Origin of the sequence: Patulibacter sp. SYSU D01012, from assembly GCF_017916475.1 — a bacterium.
Lineage (GTDB): Bacteria > Actinomycetota > Thermoleophilia > Solirubrobacterales > Solirubrobacteraceae > Patulibacter.
Genome location: NZ_JAFMTB010000001.1, coordinates 1,165,118 through 1,182,301, shown reverse-complemented (window position 1 = coordinate 1,182,301; position 17,184 = coordinate 1,165,118). Strand labels below are relative to the sequence as shown.

The window sequence follows — 17,184 nt, the reverse complement described above, 5'->3', positions numbered from 1 at the left end:
ACTCCCCCCCCCGGACGATCGTCTCGTGCCCGCCGCGTCGTGGCCGGAAACGACGACGGGCCGCCCGAAGGCGGCCCGTGGCGGGCGCCGGCGGTCGCGCGGGGCGACCGGTCGGCGTCGGGAGGCGGCGCGTGCGCCGCCCGGTGCTACTTGAGGGTGACGGTGGCGCCGGCCTCTTCGAGCTCGCCCTTGAGCTTCTCGGCCTCGTCCTTGTCCAGGCCCTCCTTGATGGCGCCCGGAGCCTCGTCCACCAGCGCCTTGGCCTCCTTCAGGCCCAGGCCCGTGGCGGCACGGACGACCTTGATGACGCCGATCTTCTTGTCACCGGCGGACTCGAGGATCACGTCGAAGGAGCTCTGCTCCTCGGCGGCGGCGCCACCGGCGTCGCCACCACCGGCGGCCGGGGCGGCAGCGGCGACGGCGGTCGCCGACACGCCGAACTCCTCCTCGAGCGCCTTGATGCGCTCGGCCAGCTCGAGCACCGAGATGCTCTTGAGCTCGTCAATCCACTCCTGCGTGGTAGCCATAATCAGGTTCTCCTGTGTGCGATTCGGGTGGGTCTAGCGGGTTGCGGCGGAACTACGCCGACGCACCCGACTCGTCGGCCGACGCGGCAGCGTCGGCCTCGTTGCCGGCGTCGCCCTCGGCGGCGCCGTCCTCGGCCGGGGCGGAGGCCGTCGCGGGGGCATCCCCGGACGGGATCTCGCCCGACTCCTTCTTCTCCTGCACGCCGGCGAGGGCGATGGCGAGGCCGCCGACCAGACCGCCCAGGCTGCGCGCCAGGCCGGTGATCGGGGACGCGACCATGCCGACCAGCTGGCCGTAGAGGGCCTCGCGGGAGGGCAGCTTCGAGATCGCGGTGATCTCGTCGGGGCTCAGCTGCTTGCCGTCCATGACGCCGCCCTTGAAGGACGGCAGGTCGCCGTTCGCCTTCGCGAACGTCGTGATGGCCTTGGCGGCAGCGGCCACGTCGCCCTTGACGTACGTCAGGGCGGTCGGGCCGGCGAGGAAGTCGCGCAGCGGCTCCGCGGTCTCGCCGACCTCGGAGATGGCGATGCCCGTCAGCGTGTTCTTCGCGACGGTGAGGGACGCGTCGCTGTCGCGCAGCTGCCCACGGAGCTCGGCCGCCTGGGTGACGGTGAGGCCGCGGTAGTCGACGACGAGGACCGCTTCGGACGCGCTGATGTTCTCGGCGATCTCCTTGACCGCCGCTGTCTTCTGTTCCCGGTTCATGGGCCTCCTGTCCCGGGCTTCCGGCCGTCGGGCGACGGCCTGCCGGAGGTCTTCGGGGGCGACGAGGGGGTGTGTTCGTCTCCGCTAGGCGGCGACCGGCACACCCTCCTCGACGCTCACACGTGCGGTGGTCGGGTCGATCTTCACGCCCGGGCCCATGGTCGAGGCCACGGTCACGGTGCGGATGTAGCGACCCTTCGCGGCGGACGGCTTCGCGCGGTTGATCTCCTCGAGGACCGCGGCCAGGTTCTCGACCAGGGCCTCGGGCGCGAACGACGTCTTGCCGATCGTCAGGTGGACGATGGCGGTGCGGTCGGTGCGGTACTCGACCTTGCCGGCCTTGGACTCCTCGACGGCCTTCGCGACGTCCATCGTCACGGTGCCGACCTTCGGGTTCGGCATCTTGCCCTGCGGGCCGAGGACGCGGCCGAGACGACCGACGAGCGGCATCTGGTCCGGCGTCGCGATGACGACGTCGAAGTCCGAGAAGCCCTCCTCGATGCGCTTGGCGAGGTCGTCCGTGCCGACGAAGTCGGCGCCGGCGGCCTCGGCCTCGGCGGCCTTGGGCCCCGCGGCGAAGACGGCGATCGTGACGGACTTGCCCAGGCCGTTCGGCAGGGCGATGGTGCCGCGCAGCTGCTCGTCCGCGTGGCGGACGTTCAGGCCGGTGCGGATGTGCACCTCGACGGACTCGTCGAACGACGCGCGCGAGAGCTGCTTGACCAGCGCGATGGCCTCGGCGGCGTCGTACTCGCGGGTGCGGTCGACCTTCGCGCGGGCGGCGACGAACTTCCTACCGTGCTTGGGCATCAGGCCTCAACCTCCACGCCCATCGAACGGGCGGTGCCGGCGATGATCTTCTTCGCGGCGTCGATGTCGTTGGCGTTCAGGTCCGCCATCTTCTTCTCGGCGATCTGCGTGAGCTGCTCCGCGGTCAGCGTGCCGACCTTCGTCTTGTGCGGCTCGCCGGAGCCCTTGGCCAGGTTCATCGTCTGCTTGATGAGCACCGCGGCCGGCGGGTTCTTCGTGACGAAGGTGAACGTGCGGTCCTCGTAGACCGTGATCACCACGGGGATGATCGTGCCGGCGTCCTGCTGCGTGGCGGCGTTGAACGCCTTGCAGAACTCCATGATGTTGAGCCCGTGCTGACCAAGCGCAGGACCCACCGGCGGGGCCGGGGAGGCCTGTCCGCCGACGGCCTGCAGCTTGATCTGGGTCAGAACCTTCTTCGCCATCTCAGATCTTCTTCACTTGATCGAAGCCCACCTCGACCGGGGTCTCCCGGCCGAAGATGGACACAAGAACCTTGAGCTTGCCGGCGTCCGGGGAGACCTCTGCGATCTCGCCCGAGAAGTCCGACAGGGGGCCGGCGACGACCTTGACGGACTCGCCGACGGTGAACTGCGCTCGCGCCTGCGCCTTCGTGGGCTGCTGGGCGCGCTTGAGGAGACGGTCGATCTCCTCGCCCGTCAGCGGGATCGGCTCGTCGCCGGCACCCACGAACCCGGTCACGCCGGGCGTGCCCTTCACGAGCTGCCAGGAGTCGTCGTTCAGGTCCATCTGGACGAGGACGTAGCCGGGCATCGTCCGCTTCTCGGACGTGACCTTCTGGTTGTCCTTGACCTCGGTGACGGTCTCCGTGGGCACCACGATCTGGCGCACGGCACGCCGCTGCCCGAGCGTCACCAGACGGTGCTCGAGCCTCTGCTTCACCTTGGCCTCGTGCCCGGAGAAGGTGTTGACGACGTACCAGCGATACATGGGAATGGGGTGCGGCGGAGCGCTAGATGATCCACTCGACGAGCTTCGACGCGAGCGCGTCCACGCCGCCGAGGAAGGCTCCGGCGAGCAGCACGAACACGATCACGACGCCGGTGCCCTGGGCGACCTGGGTGCGGTCGGGCCAGCGCACGCGGCGCAGCTCGGCCCAGGAGGCACGGAGGAACCCCGGGAAGCGGCGCAGGCCGCCGCCCGGCGCGGGCGCCGCGGCGACCGCGGCCTCGGTGGAGGCCGGAGCCTCGGACGGTCCCCCGGCGGGGGACGTCGTCAGGCGCGGGCGGTCGTCGTGGTCCTCAGCAGCCATGGGCGTGTCGAAGCGGGTCGCGCGGTCAGGCGCCTACCGCGTCTCCTTGTGGGACGTGTGCTGACGGCACCAGCGGCAGTACTTGCTGATCGTCAGCCGGTCGGGCGTGTTGCGCTTGTTCTTCTTGGTCTGGTAGTTGCGCCGCTTGCAGACCTCGCACGCGAGGGTCGCAGCGACACGAACATCTCCGCGGGCCATCTTGGGCTCCCGTACGCGATGCGGTCGAAGTCACCTGGACCGGTCAGGGGCGACCGGACAAGACGGACCTACACGAGGCAGGTCCGGCGAGGGAGCATAGCGAAGTCCGTCGCGAACCGTCCCCCGGTCCGGGGCCGGCGCTACGCCCGGGCGCTCGTCTGCGGGTCCAGCCGGGTCATGGTGACACGCGCCTGGGGCTCGGCGCGCGCCCGTCCCCGGTAGACGCCCCGGATCGGCGGCACGTCGCCGTAGTGCCGGCCGTGCCCGATCTTGACGTGGGTGGGGCCCGCGAGCACGCCGTTCGTCGGGTCGGCGCCCACCCACACGGGCTCGTCCCGCTCCCCCGGGCCCGGAAGCAGCGCCTCGACCCACGCGTGCGTGGCGACCTCGAGCGAGTCGGCGCCCCCGTCCGGCGACGCCGCCCACAGGTAGCCGGACACGTAGCGGGCCCCGATGCCGTGGCCGCGCAGCAGCACGGTCGCCAGGTGGGCGAAGTCCTGGCAGACCCCGCCGCCCTGGGTGAGGAAGTCGTCGACCGTCGAGCCCACGAACGTCGCCTGCGTGTCGTAGACGAAGCGGTCGCGCAGCAGCTCGCACAGCAGGCGCACGGTGGCCGCCGGCGAGGTGCCCCGCGTCAGGCGCAGCAGCTCGGCGGTCCGCTCCGCCGGCGGGTCGCCCGCGAGCGGCAGCAGGAACTCGCCCGCCGCTGTCTCGTACGCGGCGGTGGCGACGGCCTCCCACGGGGCCTCCGGCGGCGGCTCGGGCGCGCTCGTCGTCACCCGGGCGCGGACCTCGATCGTCAGGTGGTCGTGCGGCCGGTCGATGCCGAACTCGACGACCTCGGTCCCGAAGTAGTCGACGTACCGGTGCAGGCGCGTCTCCGGATCCGTGCGGACGTGGAACTCGTCGCAGCGCTGGAGCGACGTCGTCGCGGGCCGGGCGCGCAGGGCGTTGAGGTTGTCGACGACCTCGCCGTCGTAGCGGTACTCGGTCAGGTAGTCGATCGCGAAGTGCACGGCGCGGGGAACGATGGCAGGCGCTCAGGCGACGCTGAACGCGGTGGGACGGAGGGCGCCGGCGAAGTAGCGCTCGGAGATGTCGCGGTCGACCGCCGCGAGCTCGCCCTGGACGACCACGCCCTGCTCGACGAGGACGTTGCGGTCCGCGCCGGCGAGGCTGCGGCGGTGGAAGTCCAGATCGGCGAGCAGGCGCGACAGGCGCAGCACCGGCGGGCTGGAGCGCGCCGCGACGTCGGCCTGCTCCAGCGCCCGCAGGACCCCGTGGACGTGGGCGGCGACGGCGTTGGGGTAGTCCCGCTCGAAGAGGAGGAAGCGGGCGACGTGCGGGGTGTCCGGCGGCCCGGCGGCCGCCCGGCGGAACGCCTGCTCCCCGCCCACGGCGCGGAGCAGGGCGTGGGCCTGGCCGTCGCTCTCGCCCGCGTCCGCCGCCCCGTCGGCGCGCGGGCCGGCCGGCAGCACCACGCGGAGCATGCGCAGCAGCACGTCGGCGCCCTCGAGCCGCTCGCCGGCGGCGAGGAAGGCGCTGGCCTCGTCGCGCAGCATCGTGCGGCCGACCAGGCCCCAGAAGAGCGTGCAGCGCTCGCGCACGGCGCGGAACGCGACGGAGGGGTCGGAGGCGAGCGCGTCCGGCGTGACGGCGAGCAGCTCGAGCGAGAGGGTGTTGATGGCCTCCCACATGTCCTGCGGGACGACGTCGCGCAGGGTGCGCGCGGCCTCGCGGGCGCGCCGCACGCACGCCACGACGGACGCGTCCTGCCGGGCGTCGAGGACCAGCCGCCCGAGGGCGTCCGCGGCCGCGACGGGCGCCCCGTCCCACTCGGCGCCCATGATCGCCATGACGGGGCCCCAGGAGAGGTTGACGCCCACGGGGTCGTCCGGGCGCCCCTGCAGGTCCGCGGCGAAGACGCCCTCGAGCATCCGCGTCGTGTGCTCGGCGCGCGAGACGTAGCGGCCGAGCCAGTAGAGCTCGTGGCCGATGCGGGCGAGCATCAGGCCTCCTCCTCCGCCGCGTCGCCGTCCGGCGCGGTCAGGTCGTCCTGCTGCTGCTGCTGCGCCTGGCCGACCCACGCCGAGCTCCAGCGGATCTCGGGCAGCGCGGGCAGCAGGCGCTCGCCCTGCTCCGGGCCGTCGGCGACGTCCGCGTCGGCCGCCGGCCCGTCCGACTCGAGAACCCAGGTGTCCTTCGACCCGCCGCCCATCGAGGAGTTGACGAGCATGGACCCCGGCGTCATCGCCACGCGGGTCAGTCCGCCGGGGATCACGCGGATCGTCTCGCCGAAGACCGCGAAGGGCCGCAGGTCGACGTGGCGCGGGGCCAGCGTGCCGTCGGCCTCGACCGTCGGGACCGTGGACAGCCGCACGAGCTCCTGCGCGATGTACCGACCGGGCTCGGCGAGCACCGCGGCCCGGACCTCCTCGAGCTCGGCGGGGCTGGCGTGCGGGCCGATGACGACGCCCTTGCCGCCGGACTCGCTCGTCGGCTTGACCACGAGCTCGTCGAGCCGGCCCAGCACGTGCTCCCGCTCGTCCGCGCGGTCCAGCCGGTACGTCGGCACGTTCTGCAGGATCGGCTCCTCGCCCAGGTAGTAGCGGATCATGTCCGGCACGTAGGGGTAGATCGCCTTGTCGTCGGCCACCCCCGTCCCGAAGGCGTTCGCCACCGCGACCGTGCCGGCGCGGTAGGCGCGCAGCAGGCCGGGGACGCCGATGACCGAGTCGGGACGGAAGTCGATCGGGTCGCAGAACTCGTCGTCCAGGCGCCGGTAGATCGCGTGGACGCGCTGCAGCCCGCGGGTCGTCCGCATGTAGCAGACGTCTCCGCGCACGACCAGGTCGGAGGCCTGCACGAGCTCGACGCCCATCTGGTGCGCCAGGAACGCGTGCTCGAAGTACGCGGGGTTGAGCGGGCCCGGCGTCCAGACGACGACGGTCGCCTCGCCCTCGTCCGCCGGCGCGACCGCGCGCAGCGCCTCGAGCAGCACCTGCGGGTAGTGGTCGACGGGGCGCACCCGGTGGCCCTGGAACAGCCGCGGGGCCAGGCGCGTCATCGCCTGGCGGTTGGCGAGGACGTACGAGATCCCCGACGGGGTCCGGACGTTGTCCTCGAGCACCCGCCACGTGCCGTCGTTGTCGCGCACGAGGTCCAGGCCGGCGACGTGGGTGTAGACGCCGCCGGGCGGGCGCACCCCGTCGACCTGCCGGGCGAAGTGCGAGCGCGAGACGACGAGCCGCCACGGGATCAGGCCCTCGCGGACCATCTCGCGCCCGTGGTAGACGTCGTCGATGAACGCGTTCAGCGCCCGGATCCGCTGCGCCAGGCCGCGCTTGATGATCGACCAGTCGCTCGCGGGGATCACCCGCGGCACCAGGTCGAGCGGGAACGGGCGGTCGACGGCCTGGCCGTCCGGGCCGATCGTGTCGAACGTGATGCCCGCCTCGATGAACGTGCGGTCGCGGCGCCGGCCGAGCGCGGCGAGCTGCTCGGGCGCCAGCGCGCCGACGGCCTCCATGAGCCGGGCGACGTGCTCGCGCGGGCGCCCGTCGCCGGCCACCGCCTCGTCGTAGACCCACGACGGCGGCTCGTACGTCGGGGCGGGTCCGGTGGTCACCCGTCCGACCCTACATCCGCCGTCGGGCGGTGCGGGTGCGCCGCCCGGACAGGCGTGACGGCCGACGATGCGCCGCAGCGGCCGGGCGGCGCCGCCGCGCTCACCCCTCGCCGGGCGTCGCGCCGCCGTCGTCGTCCGCCGGGGCGCTCGGGCCGGCGTCCGCGTCCACGGGCACCATGACGTCGGTCGGCGCGCTCCGCCCGCGGACGACGCGCCGCTCGTGGTGGCGCCAGCGGGCCCGCTCCGCGCGCGAGGCGTCCGCGACCAGGCGCCCGGCGACCGCGACGAGGCCCGGCGTCTCCTTCGCCACCTCGGTGAGGCGCGCGGCCTCGTTGATCGGATCGCCGATCACCGTGTACTCCAGGCGCTCCTCCGCGCCGACGTAGCCGGCGACCGCCGGGCCGCCGCTGACCCCCACCCCCGCGCGCAGCTCGGGCAGCTCGTCGGCCAGCCGGCGCGCGAGGATGCGCGCCGCGCGGAGCGCACGGTCCGGGGCGTCGTCCTGCTGCCCGGGGGCGCCGAAGACGACGAGCGCGGCGTCGCCCTGGAACTTGTTGACCCATCCCCCCTGCTCGGCGACGGTGCCGACGACGACGCCGAAGAAGCGGTTGAGCAGCGCGACGACCTCGTCCGGCCCGCGGCCGGACGCCAGCGCGGTCGAGCCGACGAGGTCGACGAAGAGCGCACAGACGTCGCGCACCTGGCCGCCCAGCCGTACGTCCTCCTGCTCGAGGGCCGAGCGGGCGACCTCCTCGCCCACGTGGCGGCCGAACAGGTCGCGCAGGCGGTCGCGGTCCTGCAGCCCGGCGGCCATCCGGTTGAAGCCGTCCTGCAGGCGCCCCAGGTCGCTCGCGTCGTACACCGGGACGCGCACGTCCAGGTCGCCGCCGCGCACCCGCGTCATGCCCTGGCGCACCGCACGCACCGGGTCCGCGACCGCCCGGGCCGCCAGCAGCTCCACGGCGGCGCCCACGACGAGCGCGACGCCGCCGAGCACGATCATCGACACGGCCAGGCCCCGGACCGTCATGTCGGTCGGATCCGCCACGGCGAGGACGCCGACGAGGACGACCCCGAGGACGGGCGCGCCCGTCGCGGTCCCCCAGCCCAGGAGCTGGCGCGTCGTGCTGCCGGGCAGGACGGTGCGGTCCAGGCCGCCGGACTGGAGCGCCAGGGCGGAGACCGGGCGCAGCAGCCGCTCGGTGACGAGGTAGCCGATCGCCGCCATCGTCAGGCCCGTCAGCAGCGTGACGATGAAGACCCGGAGGGCCAGCAGGACGGTGACCGCCTCGCCGCTGTCGGACCGCCAGACGTTGAACCCGGCGAAGACGACGGCCGCCAGCGTCCAGGCGGCGCCGAGCATGACGCCGACCCGCAGCGGGGCGCGGAGGAGGGCCCGCAGCTCGTCCTCCTGCGCCTCGCGCCCCTCCCCGATCCAGCGCGTCACCCGCCGCAGCGCCCGCCACGACCACAGGACGACCCAGGGGATCGCGATCCCCAGGTAGGCGAGGAGGAACCACGCGTTGTCGCCCAGCGCGTGCTGGGCGGCGTCGTCCGCCCGGCCGGGGACGACGAAGACCACGAGCAGCACGCAGATGCCGGCCGCGACGACGTTGGCCATCGCCAGGACGGCGACGAGCGCCAGGTGCACGAGGCGCGCGACGACCTGCGGCCGCGCCAAGATGCGCCGCGACGCGGCCGTCAGCGACCGCGACGCGGCGGTGACCGAATGGGCGCCGCGGACGCCGGCGCCGCGCAGGCCGGGCGGCTCAGCCATCGGCGTCCCCGAAGAGCGAGGGCTGCGCCGCGTCCGGCTCGGTGGCCGCCGGGGGCGCGGCGTCCGGGTCCAGCAGCCACGGCCCGTCGGGCGAGCGCACCGCGTTGACGAGCGGGTTGGCCGGCAGCACCGTCAGGCGGTCGTCGGCGAGCGGCGTGAGCAGCTCGAGGGCCGCGCGCGCGTCGACGTCGGGCGAGAGCCACGCCGCCTCGGCGTCGCGCCCCTCGAGCACCGCCGGCATCCGGTCGTGGACCCGGCCGGCGGGACCGTTCGCCGGCCCGGTGACGATCGCCATCGTCAGCAGCGGCGCGGGCTCGGTGCCCTCGCCGTCGCGGACCCGGACCGTCCGCGCCAGGCCGGCGAAGGCGAACGGCTCCCCGTCGTCGACGACGTGCCGGAACGGGATCCGCGGCTGCTTCGGGTCCTCGCTGCGCAGCCACTCGTACCAGCCGTCGGCGAGCACGAGGACGCGGTGGGCCGCGTCGCCGAGCAGCGGCGCGAAGAGCTTCTTGTCCGTCAGCGTCTCGACGCGCGCGTTGATCGGCTTCAGCCGCTCCTTGCGGTCCTTCGCCCACGGCGGCAGCAGGCCCCAGTGGGCGCTGCGGACGCTCCGCTCGCCCAGGTCGGGTCCGCCGCCGACCACCGGCACGAGCTGCGTGGGGGCGACGTTGTAGCGGCCGAGGGCTGACGTGTCGATCTGCCCGCCGAAGCGCATGTCGAACTCGCCGGGGCGCGTCGCGCCGATCGTGTACCGCCCGCACATCGGCCGGACCCTACCCCGTCGTAGCCACGGAGCCGAGCGGCGACGGTGATCACTGCAGCGCCGAGGTGAGCCGTGCCAGGTTGTCGACGACCTTGCCCGCTGGCCCGGGTGCGGTGATCACTGCAGCGCCGAGGTGAGGCGGGCCAGGTTGTCGACCACCTTCCCGGGCCAGGCCCGCGCCCGGTGCTCCTCCAGGGTGAGCTCGCGGCTCAGCGCCCGGTAGCGGTCCTCGACCTGCCGCATCCGCGCCACGAACTCGCGGCCCGAGACGAGCAGCGACGCCTCCATGTTCAGGCCGAACGAGCGCATGTCCATGTTGCTCGAGCCGATGACCGCGACGTCGTCGTCGATCGTCAGGTGCTTGGCGTGCAGGATGTACGGCGCCGGGTACAGCCGGATCTTCACGCCCGCCCGCAGCAGCGCGTCGTAGTAGGACCGCTGGGCGTGGAAGACGACGGGCTGGTCGCCGATCTCGGAGACGAACAGCTCGACGTCGATCCCCCGCTCGGCGGCCGTCGTGACCGCCGCGATCAGCGACTCGTCGGGCACGAAGTACGGGCTCGTGATGCTGATGCGGCGCTGGGCGCTGTAGATCAGGGTGTTGAAGAGCTTGAGGTTGTTCTCCTCGTCGAAGCCCGGGCCGCTCGGCACGATCTGGCACTCGAGGGTGGTCGGGGCGTGCGAGGGGTCCACGGCGGCGATCTCGCCGTCGAGCGCCTCGTCGGTCTCGGAGTACCAGTCCGTGATGAACACGGCGTTGACGCCGCCGACGATCGGGCCCTCCAGGCGCACCATGAGCTCCTGCCACCGCAGGCCGCGTCGGCGGTTGGCGCGCTTGTTGTAGGACCGGTCGATCAGGTTCTGCGAGCCGAGGAAGGCGACGTCGCCGTCGACGACGAGCAGCTTGCGGTGGTTGCGCAGGTCGGGCCGCTGGTAGCGGCCGCGCAGGGGCTGCACGGGCAGCATCGGGCGCCAGGCGACGCCGATCCGCCGCAGGTGCCGCAGCGTGCGCCGGTACCCGGGCGAGCGCAGCGAGCCGATGTGGTCGAACAGCACCCGGACCGTCACCCCGCGGGCGCGCGCCGCCTCGAGCGCGGCGAAGAACGGGGCCGTCGTCGCGTCCGAGGCGACGATGTAGAACTCGCAGTGGACGTACTCGCGCGCGCCCTCGACGGCGGCGGTCATCGCCGCGAGCGACGCGTCGTAGTCCTCGATCAGCTCGGCGGCGTTGCCGGTGACGACGGGCATCGCCCCCAGGTTGCGGTTGAGCCGGACCACGGACGCGAGCCAGGGCGGCCCCGGATCCTCGTCGGGCACGGCGTCCATGCCGGCGGTGCGCTCGAGGATCATCCGGTTGACCTCGCGCTGCTTGCGGCGCCGGTGCTTCGGCAGCTTCGGGTTGCCGATGAGGAGGAAGGCGACGATCCCGACGTACGGGACGAAGAAGATCGCCAGCAGCCACGCCATCGCCGACGTCGGGCGGCGGCCCGGCGGGATCACGACCACGGCGGCCAGGCGGACCAGCAGGCCCACGACGTCGAGCGCGACGGTGCCGTGGAGCAGGAGGTCCGACAGGTCCACGGCGGCCACGCTACCGGCCCGGGGCGGCCGCAGCGACGCGCGCGCGGGCCCGCGCGCCCGGCCGCGGGCGGCGCGCTCCCCCGCCGCGCGGGCGCGCGCGACGCCGGGGACCGCTGCCGCCCCGCGGGCGGGCGCTCGGCCGCGGGGCCGGGATCAGCCCTGGGCGTCGGCGCCCGCGGCGCCGACGGGCCCGGCGGCGTGCACGCCGCCGTCGACGTGCAGGATCTCGCCGCTGATCGCGCGGGCGAGCGGCGAGAGCAGGAACAGGGCGGCGTCGGCCGTGGGCGTCGGGTCGGCGGTGTCCCAGCCGAGCGGCGCGGCGGTGTCCCAGTTGTCGGCCAGCAGGTTGAAGCCCGGGATGCCGCGCGCGGCGATCGTGCCGAGCGGGCCGGCGGAGATCAGGTTGGAGCGCACGCCGTGCGGGCCGGCGTAGCGGGCGAGATAGCGGCTGGTGGCCTCGAGCGCGGCCTTCGCGACGCCCATCCAGTCGTAGATCGGCCAGGCGACCTGGGCGTCGAAGTCCAGGCCGACGACGGAGCCGCCGTGCTCGCTCTTCGCCAGCGCCGGGAGCAGCGCGGCGGCGAGCGCCTTCAGCGAGAACGCGCTCGTCTCGAACGCGGTCTTCGCGCTCTCGGGCGGCGTCTCCAGGAAGTTGCCGCCCAGGGCGTCCTCGGGCGCGAAGGCGATGGCGTGCAGCACGCCGTCCAGGCGGCCGTCCCAGCGGGCGTCGATCTCGGCCGCGACGGCAGCGAGGTCCTCGGCCTTGTTCACGTCCAGCTCGAGCACGTCCGCCGGCTGCGGCAGCTGCTTCGCGGCGCGCTCCGTCAGGCGGCGCGGGCGGCCGAACCCGGTCAGGAGTACCTCGGCGCCCGCCTCCTGGGCCCGCGCGGCGACGTGCCAGGCGATGGAGTCCTTCGTGATCACGCCGGTGATCAGGAGGCGCCGGCCGGCCAGCAGGTCGGAGGTCAGGGGTGCGGTCACGGAGGGCCTTCGGGGTCGGGAGGGACGGTGGGGCTACAGCGGGAGGTTGCGGGCGCGGTGCTCGCGCGCCGCGGGGCGGCGGAGCGACGCCAGCGCCCACACGAGGCGGTCGCGCGTGGCGGCCGGCTCGATGACCTCGTCGACGATGCCGAGCGCCGCGGCGCCCTCGGCGGACAGGTGCTCGGCGGCGTACTGCGCGGCGAGCTCGGCCTTCTTCTGCGCCGGGTCGTCGGCGGCGGCGATCTGGCGGCGGCCGGTGATGCCGACGGCCTGCTCGGCGCCCATGACGCCGATCTGCGCGCTCGGCCAGGCGAGGACGAGCGTCGCGCCGAGGGCACGGGAGTTCATCGCGATCTGCGCGCCGCCGAACGCCTTGCGCAGCACGACGGTCACCTTCGGCACGTCGGCCTCGGCGAACGCGTGCACGAGCTTGGCGCCGTGGCGGATGACGGCCCCGTGCTCCTGGTCGGATCCCGGCATGAAGCCCGGGGTGTCGACGAGGACGGCGAGCGGGACGCCGAACAGGTGGCAGAGGCGCACGAAGCGGGCGCCCTTCTGGGCGGAGTCCGCGTCGAGCGTCCCGGCCATCCGCTTGGGCTGGTTGGCGACGACGCCGACGGTGCGGCCGTCGATGCGGGCGAACGCGGTGACGATGCTCGGCGCCCAGTCGCGGCCGAGCTCGAGCAGGCGGCCGCCGTCGACGATCGCCGACGCGACGTCGCGGACGTCGTAGCCGCGGCGAGCCTCGACCGGCACGTACGCGGACGGGTCGAAGGCCGGGGCCGGCACGGGACGCGAGCGCGGGGGCTCCTCGCCCGAGCGCTGCGGCAGCAGGCCGAGCAGCTCGCGCGTCAGCCGCACCGCGTCGTCGTCGTCCTCGGCCACGAGCTGCGCCACGCCGTTGTGGCGGTGCACGTCGGGGCCGCCGAGGTCCTCGGACGAGACGTCCTCGCCGGTGACCTCGCGCACGACGCCCGGGCCCGTCAGGAACATCGCCGCGTCGCGGGTCATGATCGTGACGTCCGTGAGCGCCGGGGTGTAGGCGCCGCCGCCGGCGCAGGTGCCGCAGACGACGGAGATGAGCGGCACCTGGCCCGAGAGCCGGGTGAGCTCGGCGAAGATGCGGCCGTAGCCGGCGAGGGCCTCCAGGCCCTCCTGCAGGCGCGCGCCGGCGGACGCGAGGAAGCCAACGACCGGCATCCCGGCGTCGCCCGCCATCTGCAGCAGGCGGACGAGCGTCTCGGCGTGGCGCGCGCCGAGGCTGCCGCCGAGCAGCGACTGGTCCTCGGAGTAGCAGGCCACGGGCCGGCCGCCGACCGTGCCGACGCCGGCCAGCACGCCGTCGCCCGGCTCCGCCCGGTCGCCCAGGCTGGGCGACACGACCGCGGTGCGCAGCAGGCGCAGCGAGCCGGGATCGCAGAGCGTCTCGAGCCGCTCGAGCGGGGTCAGGACCTCGTTCGGACGGACGTCCGCCGCGACCCGCTCGTGCGGGTGGACGGCGGTGCGGGGGGTGACGACGGTGGGGGTGCCGGTGCGGCCGCTCATGCGGTGCCCTCCAGGACGATGCAGGCGTTGTGCCCGCCGAACCCGAAGGACGTCGAGATCGCCAGCGGCGCGCGGCCGCCGGTGTCGCGCAGCGGCATCGGCTCGCCGATGACGTGCTTGAGCTCGATGTCGGGGTCGGGGGCGTCGAGGTTCAGCGTCGGGGGCGCGACGCGGTCCGCGAGCGCGCGGATCGTCGCGGCGGCCTCGATGGCGCCGGCCGCGCCGAGCGTGTGCCCGATCGCGGACTTGAGGCTCGAGATGGGGGTCTCGAGGATGTGGTCGCCCAGACCGACGCGCATGGCGCCCGCCTCGGAGCGGTCGTTCAGCGGCGTGCCGGTGCCGTGGGCGTTGACGTAGTCGACGTCCGTCGCCTGGATGCCGGCGTCGCGCAGCGACGCGGTGATGGCGCGGGCGGCACCGGCGCCGTCCTCCGTCGGGGCGGTCAGGTGGTGCGCGTCCGACGACGAGCCGATGCCGCGCACGAACCCGAGGATCTGGGCGCCGCGCGCCTTGGCGCGGTCCTCGTCCTCCAGGATCAGCACGGCGGCGCCCTCGGCGAGGACGAAGCCGTTGCGGTCCTTGTGGAAGGGCCGCGACTGGCCCGTCGGGGACAGGGCGTCCATCGCCCCGAAGCCGGCGCGCGCCAGGTCGACGAGCGCCGCCTCGGTGCCGCCGACGACGACGGCGTCGACCGTGCCGGCCCGCAGCTCCCGCACGCCCGAGGCGATCGCGTGCGCGCCCGCCGCGCACGCGCTGACCGTGCCGAAGCTCGGTCCCTGGAACCCGTGGCGCAGCGCCACCTGGCCCGACGGGCCGTTGGCCATGAGCAGCGGGATCGCCAGCGGCGACACCGGCTTGCCCTCGAGCATGGCCTTGTGGTTCTCGGTCAGGGTGATGAACCCGCCGATCCCCGTGCCGATCACCGTGCCGATGCGCTCCTGCGCGTACGGCAGCTCCGCGTCCCAGCCGGCCTGGGCCAGCGCCTCGGCCGTCGCCGCGAGGGCGAGCTGGCTCGAGCGGTCGGCGCGGCGGGCCTCCTTGCGGGAGAGCACCGCCGTCGGGTCGAAGTCCAGGCAGGCGCCCTGCCCGTCGACGATCGCCGAGCGGCCGCCGGTCCAGCCGGAGTAGAGCGCGTCGACGCCGACCCCCATGGGGGTGACGGCGCCGAGGCCGGTGATGGCGGCGCGGCTCACTGGCCGGCGCGCTCCACGATCAGGTTCACGGCGTCCTCGACCGTGCGGAGCTTGGCGACGTCCTCGCCCTGGAGCTTGACGCCGTACTGCTCCTCGACGATCTGCGAGAGCTCGGCGAGGTCGAGCGAGTCGACGTCGAGGTCCTCGAAGGTCGCGGTCGGGGTGAGGGCGTCGGCCTCGGCGCCGAGCTCCTCGAGGGAGGAGATGACGAGCTTCTCGACGTCGTCGCGGGTGGGGGTGGACACGTTGCTGGTCTCCGTTGGTCGGGGTCGTTGCGGATGCGGGAAGTGCGGGTCCTACATGGGTACACGCCGGTGTCGGGGCGGGCACAGAGGCCCCGGAGGCTCACCGCCATCCGGGGGGTCGTACCCCGCCCGACCGTCCGGGTGACGCGCGGGTGCGCCGGCGGCTAGCCGAGGCCCCCGTCGACGACGAGCGTCGAGCCGGTGACGTAGGAGGCCTCCGGCGAGGCGAGGAAGCGGATCGCGGCCGCGACCTCCTCGGGCTGCCCGGCCCGGCGCGCGGGGATGTGCGCGATCAGGTCGTCGAGCAGGCCCTCGGTCATCTCGGACTCGACGAAGCCCGGCGCGACCGCGTTGACGGTGACGCCGCGGCGCGCGACCTCGGCGGCGACCGAGCGCGTCAGGCCGAGCAGGCCGGCCTTCGCGGCGGCGTAGTTCGCCTGGCCCGGGTTGTTGCGCAGCGCGATGACGGACGAGACGTTGACGATGCGGCCCCAGCGGCCGCGGATCATCGTCTTCAGCGCGGGGCGGATCAGGCGGAACGCCGCGGTCAGGTCGACGTCGACGACGGACTGCCAGTCCTCGTCGGTCAGCTGCATCGCGAGGTTGTCGCGCGTGATCCCCGCGTTGTTGACGAGCACGCGGACGGGGCCGAGCGCCTCGGTGGCGTCCGTCAGGAGCTTCGCCGGCGCGTCCGGGTCGGCGAGGTCGGCGGCGATCGCCTGCGCGGTGCCACCCGCGTCGCGGACGGCCGCGACGACGGCCTCGGCGCGCTCGGCGCCGCGGCCGTAGTGGACGACGACGGGCCAGCCGTCGGCGGCGAGGGCGCGGACGGTGGCCGCGCCGATGGCGCCGGATCCGCCGGTGACGAGCGCGCAGCCGTCCTCGGGGCGGGCCGGCGGCCAGGTGGTCTCCTTCGCGCTCATGCGGCGCTCCCTTCCCAGGTCATGGTGATGCCGGCCCACGCGAGGCCGCTGCCGAAGCCCGCGAGCAGCAGGCGGGTGCCGGGCTCCACGCGGCCCTGGGCGCGCGCGTCGGCCAGCGCCAGGGCGACGGACGCCGCCGACGTGTTGCCGTGGCTCTGCACGGAGGACGCCAGCCGCTCCTCGGGCAGCTCCAGGCGCTTGCGGACCGCCTCGAGGATCCGACCGTTGGCCTGGTGCAGGACCACGAGGTCGACGTCGTCGAGCGTGACGCCGTTGACCGCGGCGGTCTCGCGCACGGTCGACTCGAACCGCTCGACGGCGGTCTTGTACGTGTCGAAGCCGTTCATCTGCACCTGGCCGGCCTTGCCGGGGCCGAACTCGCCGTCGTCGTAGATCGACGGGTGGTCCGTCGCGACGCGGACGGTGCCGCCGTTCTCGCCGTCCGACCCGAAGACGGAGCGGCCGGTGCGGCCCGGGTGCTCGGCCGTGGCGGGCGTCGTCTCGCCGCGCAGGACGATCGCGCCGGCGCCGTCGCCGAGCAGGCCGGCCGTCGCGCGGTCGGACTTGTCGGTCAGGCGGCTCATGGCCTCGGCGGCGACGACCACGACGGTGCGGGCGCGCCCGGCCTCGATCAGGCCCGCGGCGGTGGCGACGGACGCGACGAACCCGGAGCAGCCGGAGGAGATGTCGAAGCCGCCGGCGTGGCGGGTGCCGAGGCCGGCGGAGACGACCGCCGACATCGACGGCGCGATGTCGTCGCTCTGCAGGCACGCCGCGATGACGAGGTCGACCTCGGACGCGTCGACCCCCGCGTCGGCGAGCGCGCGCTGCGAGGCGAGCAGGCCGAAGTCGGTGATCCGCTCGCCGGGGCCCAGGATCCGCCGCTCGGCGATGTGCGTGCGCTTCTGCAGCCAGCCCGGATCGAGGCCCAGGCGCTCCTCGATCTCGGCGGACGTGACGACGGTGTCGGGGAGCGCGGCGCCGACGCCGAGGGGGGCGACGCGGACCGCGCCGGGGGCCGGGGACGTGGGCAT

19 protein-coding genes are annotated in these 17,184 nt (G+C 74.4%); all 19 read right to left on the bottom strand.

Features of this window, described 5'->3' with window-relative positions:
- Nucleotides 1-146 precede the first annotated feature (146 nt).
- The gene (gene rplL / locus J3P29_RS05340; RefSeq protein WP_210491993.1) at nucleotides 147-527 is read right to left on the bottom strand and encodes a 50S ribosomal protein L7/L12; all 381 of its coding nucleotides are present in this window, start codon (nucleotides 525-527) and stop codon (nucleotides 147-149) included.
- Between the two features lie 52 nt (nucleotides 528-579).
- Nucleotides 580-1,233, bottom strand: coding sequence for a 50S ribosomal protein L10 (rplJ, locus tag J3P29_RS05335; protein ID WP_210491992.1), 654 nt, complete (start codon nucleotides 1,231-1,233; stop codon nucleotides 580-582).
- A gap of 84 nt (nucleotides 1,234-1,317) precedes the next feature.
- Nucleotides 1,318-2,043 (bottom strand): 50S ribosomal protein L1, encoded by a 726-nt coding sequence (gene rplA / locus J3P29_RS05330; protein WP_210491991.1) that lies wholly within the window; start codon nucleotides 2,041-2,043, stop codon nucleotides 1,318-1,320.
- Nucleotides 2,043-2,468, bottom strand: a complete 426-nt coding sequence (gene rplK / locus J3P29_RS05325) for a 50S ribosomal protein L11 (protein ID WP_210491990.1) — start codon at nucleotides 2,466-2,468, stop codon at nucleotides 2,043-2,045. The genes rplA and rplK overlap by 1 nt, the downstream gene beginning before the upstream one ends.
- 1 nt (nucleotide 2,469) lies before the next feature.
- Nucleotides 2,470-2,994: a transcription termination/antitermination protein NusG gene (gene nusG / locus J3P29_RS05320; RefSeq protein ID WP_210491989.1), complete on the bottom strand. Its 525-nt coding sequence runs from the start codon at nucleotides 2,992-2,994 to the stop codon at nucleotides 2,470-2,472.
- Between the two features lie 22 nt (nucleotides 2,995-3,016).
- The gene (gene secE, locus J3P29_RS05315; protein ID WP_210491988.1) at nucleotides 3,017-3,316 is read right to left on the bottom strand and encodes a preprotein translocase subunit SecE; all 300 of its coding nucleotides are present in this window, start codon (nucleotides 3,314-3,316) and stop codon (nucleotides 3,017-3,019) included.
- Between the two features lie 33 nt (nucleotides 3,317-3,349).
- Complete coding sequence (gene rpmG / locus J3P29_RS05310; RefSeq protein ID WP_084629682.1) at nucleotides 3,350-3,514, bottom strand: 50S ribosomal protein L33; 165 nt, start codon at nucleotides 3,512-3,514, stop codon at nucleotides 3,350-3,352.
- A gap of 140 nt (nucleotides 3,515-3,654) precedes the next feature.
- Nucleotides 3,655-4,530 (bottom strand): transglutaminase family protein, encoded by an 876-nt coding sequence (locus J3P29_RS05305; protein ID WP_210491987.1) that lies wholly within the window; start codon nucleotides 4,528-4,530, stop codon nucleotides 3,655-3,657.
- Between the two features lie 24 nt (nucleotides 4,531-4,554).
- Entirely contained in the window at nucleotides 4,555-5,523 is a 969-nt protein-coding gene (locus J3P29_RS05300; protein WP_210491986.1) for an alpha-E domain-containing protein, read from the bottom strand.
- Nucleotides 5,523-7,142, bottom strand: coding sequence for a circularly permuted type 2 ATP-grasp protein (locus J3P29_RS05295; protein ID WP_349239769.1), 1,620 nt, complete (start codon nucleotides 7,140-7,142; stop codon nucleotides 5,523-5,525). Before J3P29_RS05295 ends, J3P29_RS05300 begins: the two co-directional genes overlap by 1 nt.
- Nucleotides 7,143-7,242: 100 nt before the next feature.
- Nucleotides 7,243-8,919 (bottom strand): adenylate/guanylate cyclase domain-containing protein, encoded by a 1,677-nt coding sequence (locus J3P29_RS05290; protein ID WP_210491985.1) that lies wholly within the window; start codon nucleotides 8,917-8,919, stop codon nucleotides 7,243-7,245.
- Nucleotides 8,912-9,682, bottom strand: coding sequence for an SOS response-associated peptidase (locus J3P29_RS05285; RefSeq protein WP_210491984.1), 771 nt, complete (start codon nucleotides 9,680-9,682; stop codon nucleotides 8,912-8,914). Before J3P29_RS05285 ends, J3P29_RS05290 begins: the two co-directional genes overlap by 8 nt.
- A gap of 117 nt (nucleotides 9,683-9,799) precedes the next feature.
- Nucleotides 9,800-11,263, bottom strand: a complete 1,464-nt coding sequence (cls, locus tag J3P29_RS05280) for a cardiolipin synthase (RefSeq protein WP_210491983.1) — start codon at nucleotides 11,261-11,263, stop codon at nucleotides 9,800-9,802.
- A gap of 153 nt (nucleotides 11,264-11,416) precedes the next feature.
- Complete coding sequence (fabI, locus tag J3P29_RS05275) at nucleotides 11,417-12,244, bottom strand: enoyl-ACP reductase FabI (RefSeq protein WP_349239768.1); 828 nt, start codon at nucleotides 12,242-12,244, stop codon at nucleotides 11,417-11,419.
- Nucleotides 12,245-12,277: 33 nt separating this feature from the next.
- Nucleotides 12,278-13,789, bottom strand: a complete 1,512-nt coding sequence (locus tag J3P29_RS05270) for an acyl-CoA carboxylase subunit beta (protein WP_210491982.1) — start codon at nucleotides 13,787-13,789, stop codon at nucleotides 12,278-12,280.
- Nucleotides 13,786-14,982, bottom strand: coding sequence for a beta-ketoacyl-ACP synthase II (locus J3P29_RS05265; protein ID WP_210491981.1), 1,197 nt, complete (start codon nucleotides 14,980-14,982; stop codon nucleotides 13,786-13,788). The genes J3P29_RS05270 and J3P29_RS05265 overlap by 4 nt, the downstream gene beginning before the upstream one ends.
- Complete coding sequence (locus J3P29_RS19700; RefSeq protein WP_210491980.1) at nucleotides 14,979-15,227, bottom strand: acyl carrier protein; 249 nt, start codon at nucleotides 15,225-15,227, stop codon at nucleotides 14,979-14,981. Before J3P29_RS19700 ends, J3P29_RS05265 begins: the two co-directional genes overlap by 4 nt.
- Nucleotides 15,228-15,391: 164 nt before the next feature.
- Complete coding sequence (gene fabG, locus J3P29_RS05255; RefSeq protein WP_210491979.1) at nucleotides 15,392-16,150, bottom strand: 3-oxoacyl-ACP reductase FabG; 759 nt, start codon at nucleotides 16,148-16,150, stop codon at nucleotides 15,392-15,394.
- Nucleotides 16,147-17,184 (bottom strand): ketoacyl-ACP synthase III, encoded by a 1,038-nt coding sequence (locus tag J3P29_RS05250; RefSeq protein WP_210491978.1) that lies wholly within the window; start codon nucleotides 17,182-17,184, stop codon nucleotides 16,147-16,149. The genes fabG and J3P29_RS05250 overlap by 4 nt, the downstream gene beginning before the upstream one ends.

Excerpts from the sequence above, each read along its gene's own strand:
- rplL (WP_210491993.1), bottom strand. The coding sequence starts at position 527 with ATGGCTACCACGCAGGAGTGGATTGACGAGCTCAAGAGCATCTCGGTG.
- rplJ (WP_210491992.1), bottom strand. The coding sequence starts at position 1,233 with ATGAACCGGGAACAGAAGACAGCGGCGGTCAAGGAGATCGCCGAGAAC.
- rplA (WP_210491991.1), bottom strand. The coding sequence starts at position 2,043 with ATGCCCAAGCACGGTAGGAAGTTCGTCGCCGCCCGCGCGAAGGTCGAC.
- rplK (WP_210491990.1), bottom strand. The coding sequence starts at position 2,468 with ATGGCGAAGAAGGTTCTGACCCAGATCAAGCTGCAGGCCGTCGGCGGA.
- nusG (WP_210491989.1), bottom strand. The coding sequence starts at position 2,994 with ATGTATCGCTGGTACGTCGTCAACACCTTCTCCGGGCACGAGGCCAAG.
- secE (WP_210491988.1), bottom strand. The coding sequence starts at position 3,316 with ATGGCTGCTGAGGACCACGACGACCGCCCGCGCCTGACGACGTCCCCC.
- rpmG (WP_084629682.1), bottom strand. The coding sequence starts at position 3,514 with ATGGCCCGCGGAGATGTTCGTGTCGCTGCGACCCTCGCGTGCGAGGTC.
- J3P29_RS05300 (WP_210491986.1), bottom strand. The coding sequence starts at position 5,523 with ATGCTCGCCCGCATCGGCCACGAGCTCTACTGGCTCGGCCGCTACGTC.
- J3P29_RS05290 (WP_210491985.1), bottom strand. The coding sequence starts at position 8,919 with ATGGCTGAGCCGCCCGGCCTGCGCGGCGCCGGCGTCCGCGGCGCCCAT.
- J3P29_RS05285 (WP_210491984.1), bottom strand. The coding sequence starts at position 9,682 with ATGTGCGGGCGGTACACGATCGGCGCGACGCGCCCCGGCGAGTTCGAC.
- J3P29_RS05270 (WP_210491982.1), bottom strand. The coding sequence starts at position 13,789 with ATGAGCGGCCGCACCGGCACCCCCACCGTCGTCACCCCCCGCACCGCC.
- fabG (WP_210491979.1), bottom strand. The coding sequence starts at position 16,150 with ATGAGCGCGAAGGAGACCACCTGGCCGCCGGCCCGCCCCGAGGACGGC.
- J3P29_RS05250 (WP_210491978.1), bottom strand. The coding sequence starts at position 17,184 with ATGCCCACGTCCCCGGCCCCCGGCGCGGTCCGCGTCGCCCCCCTCGGC.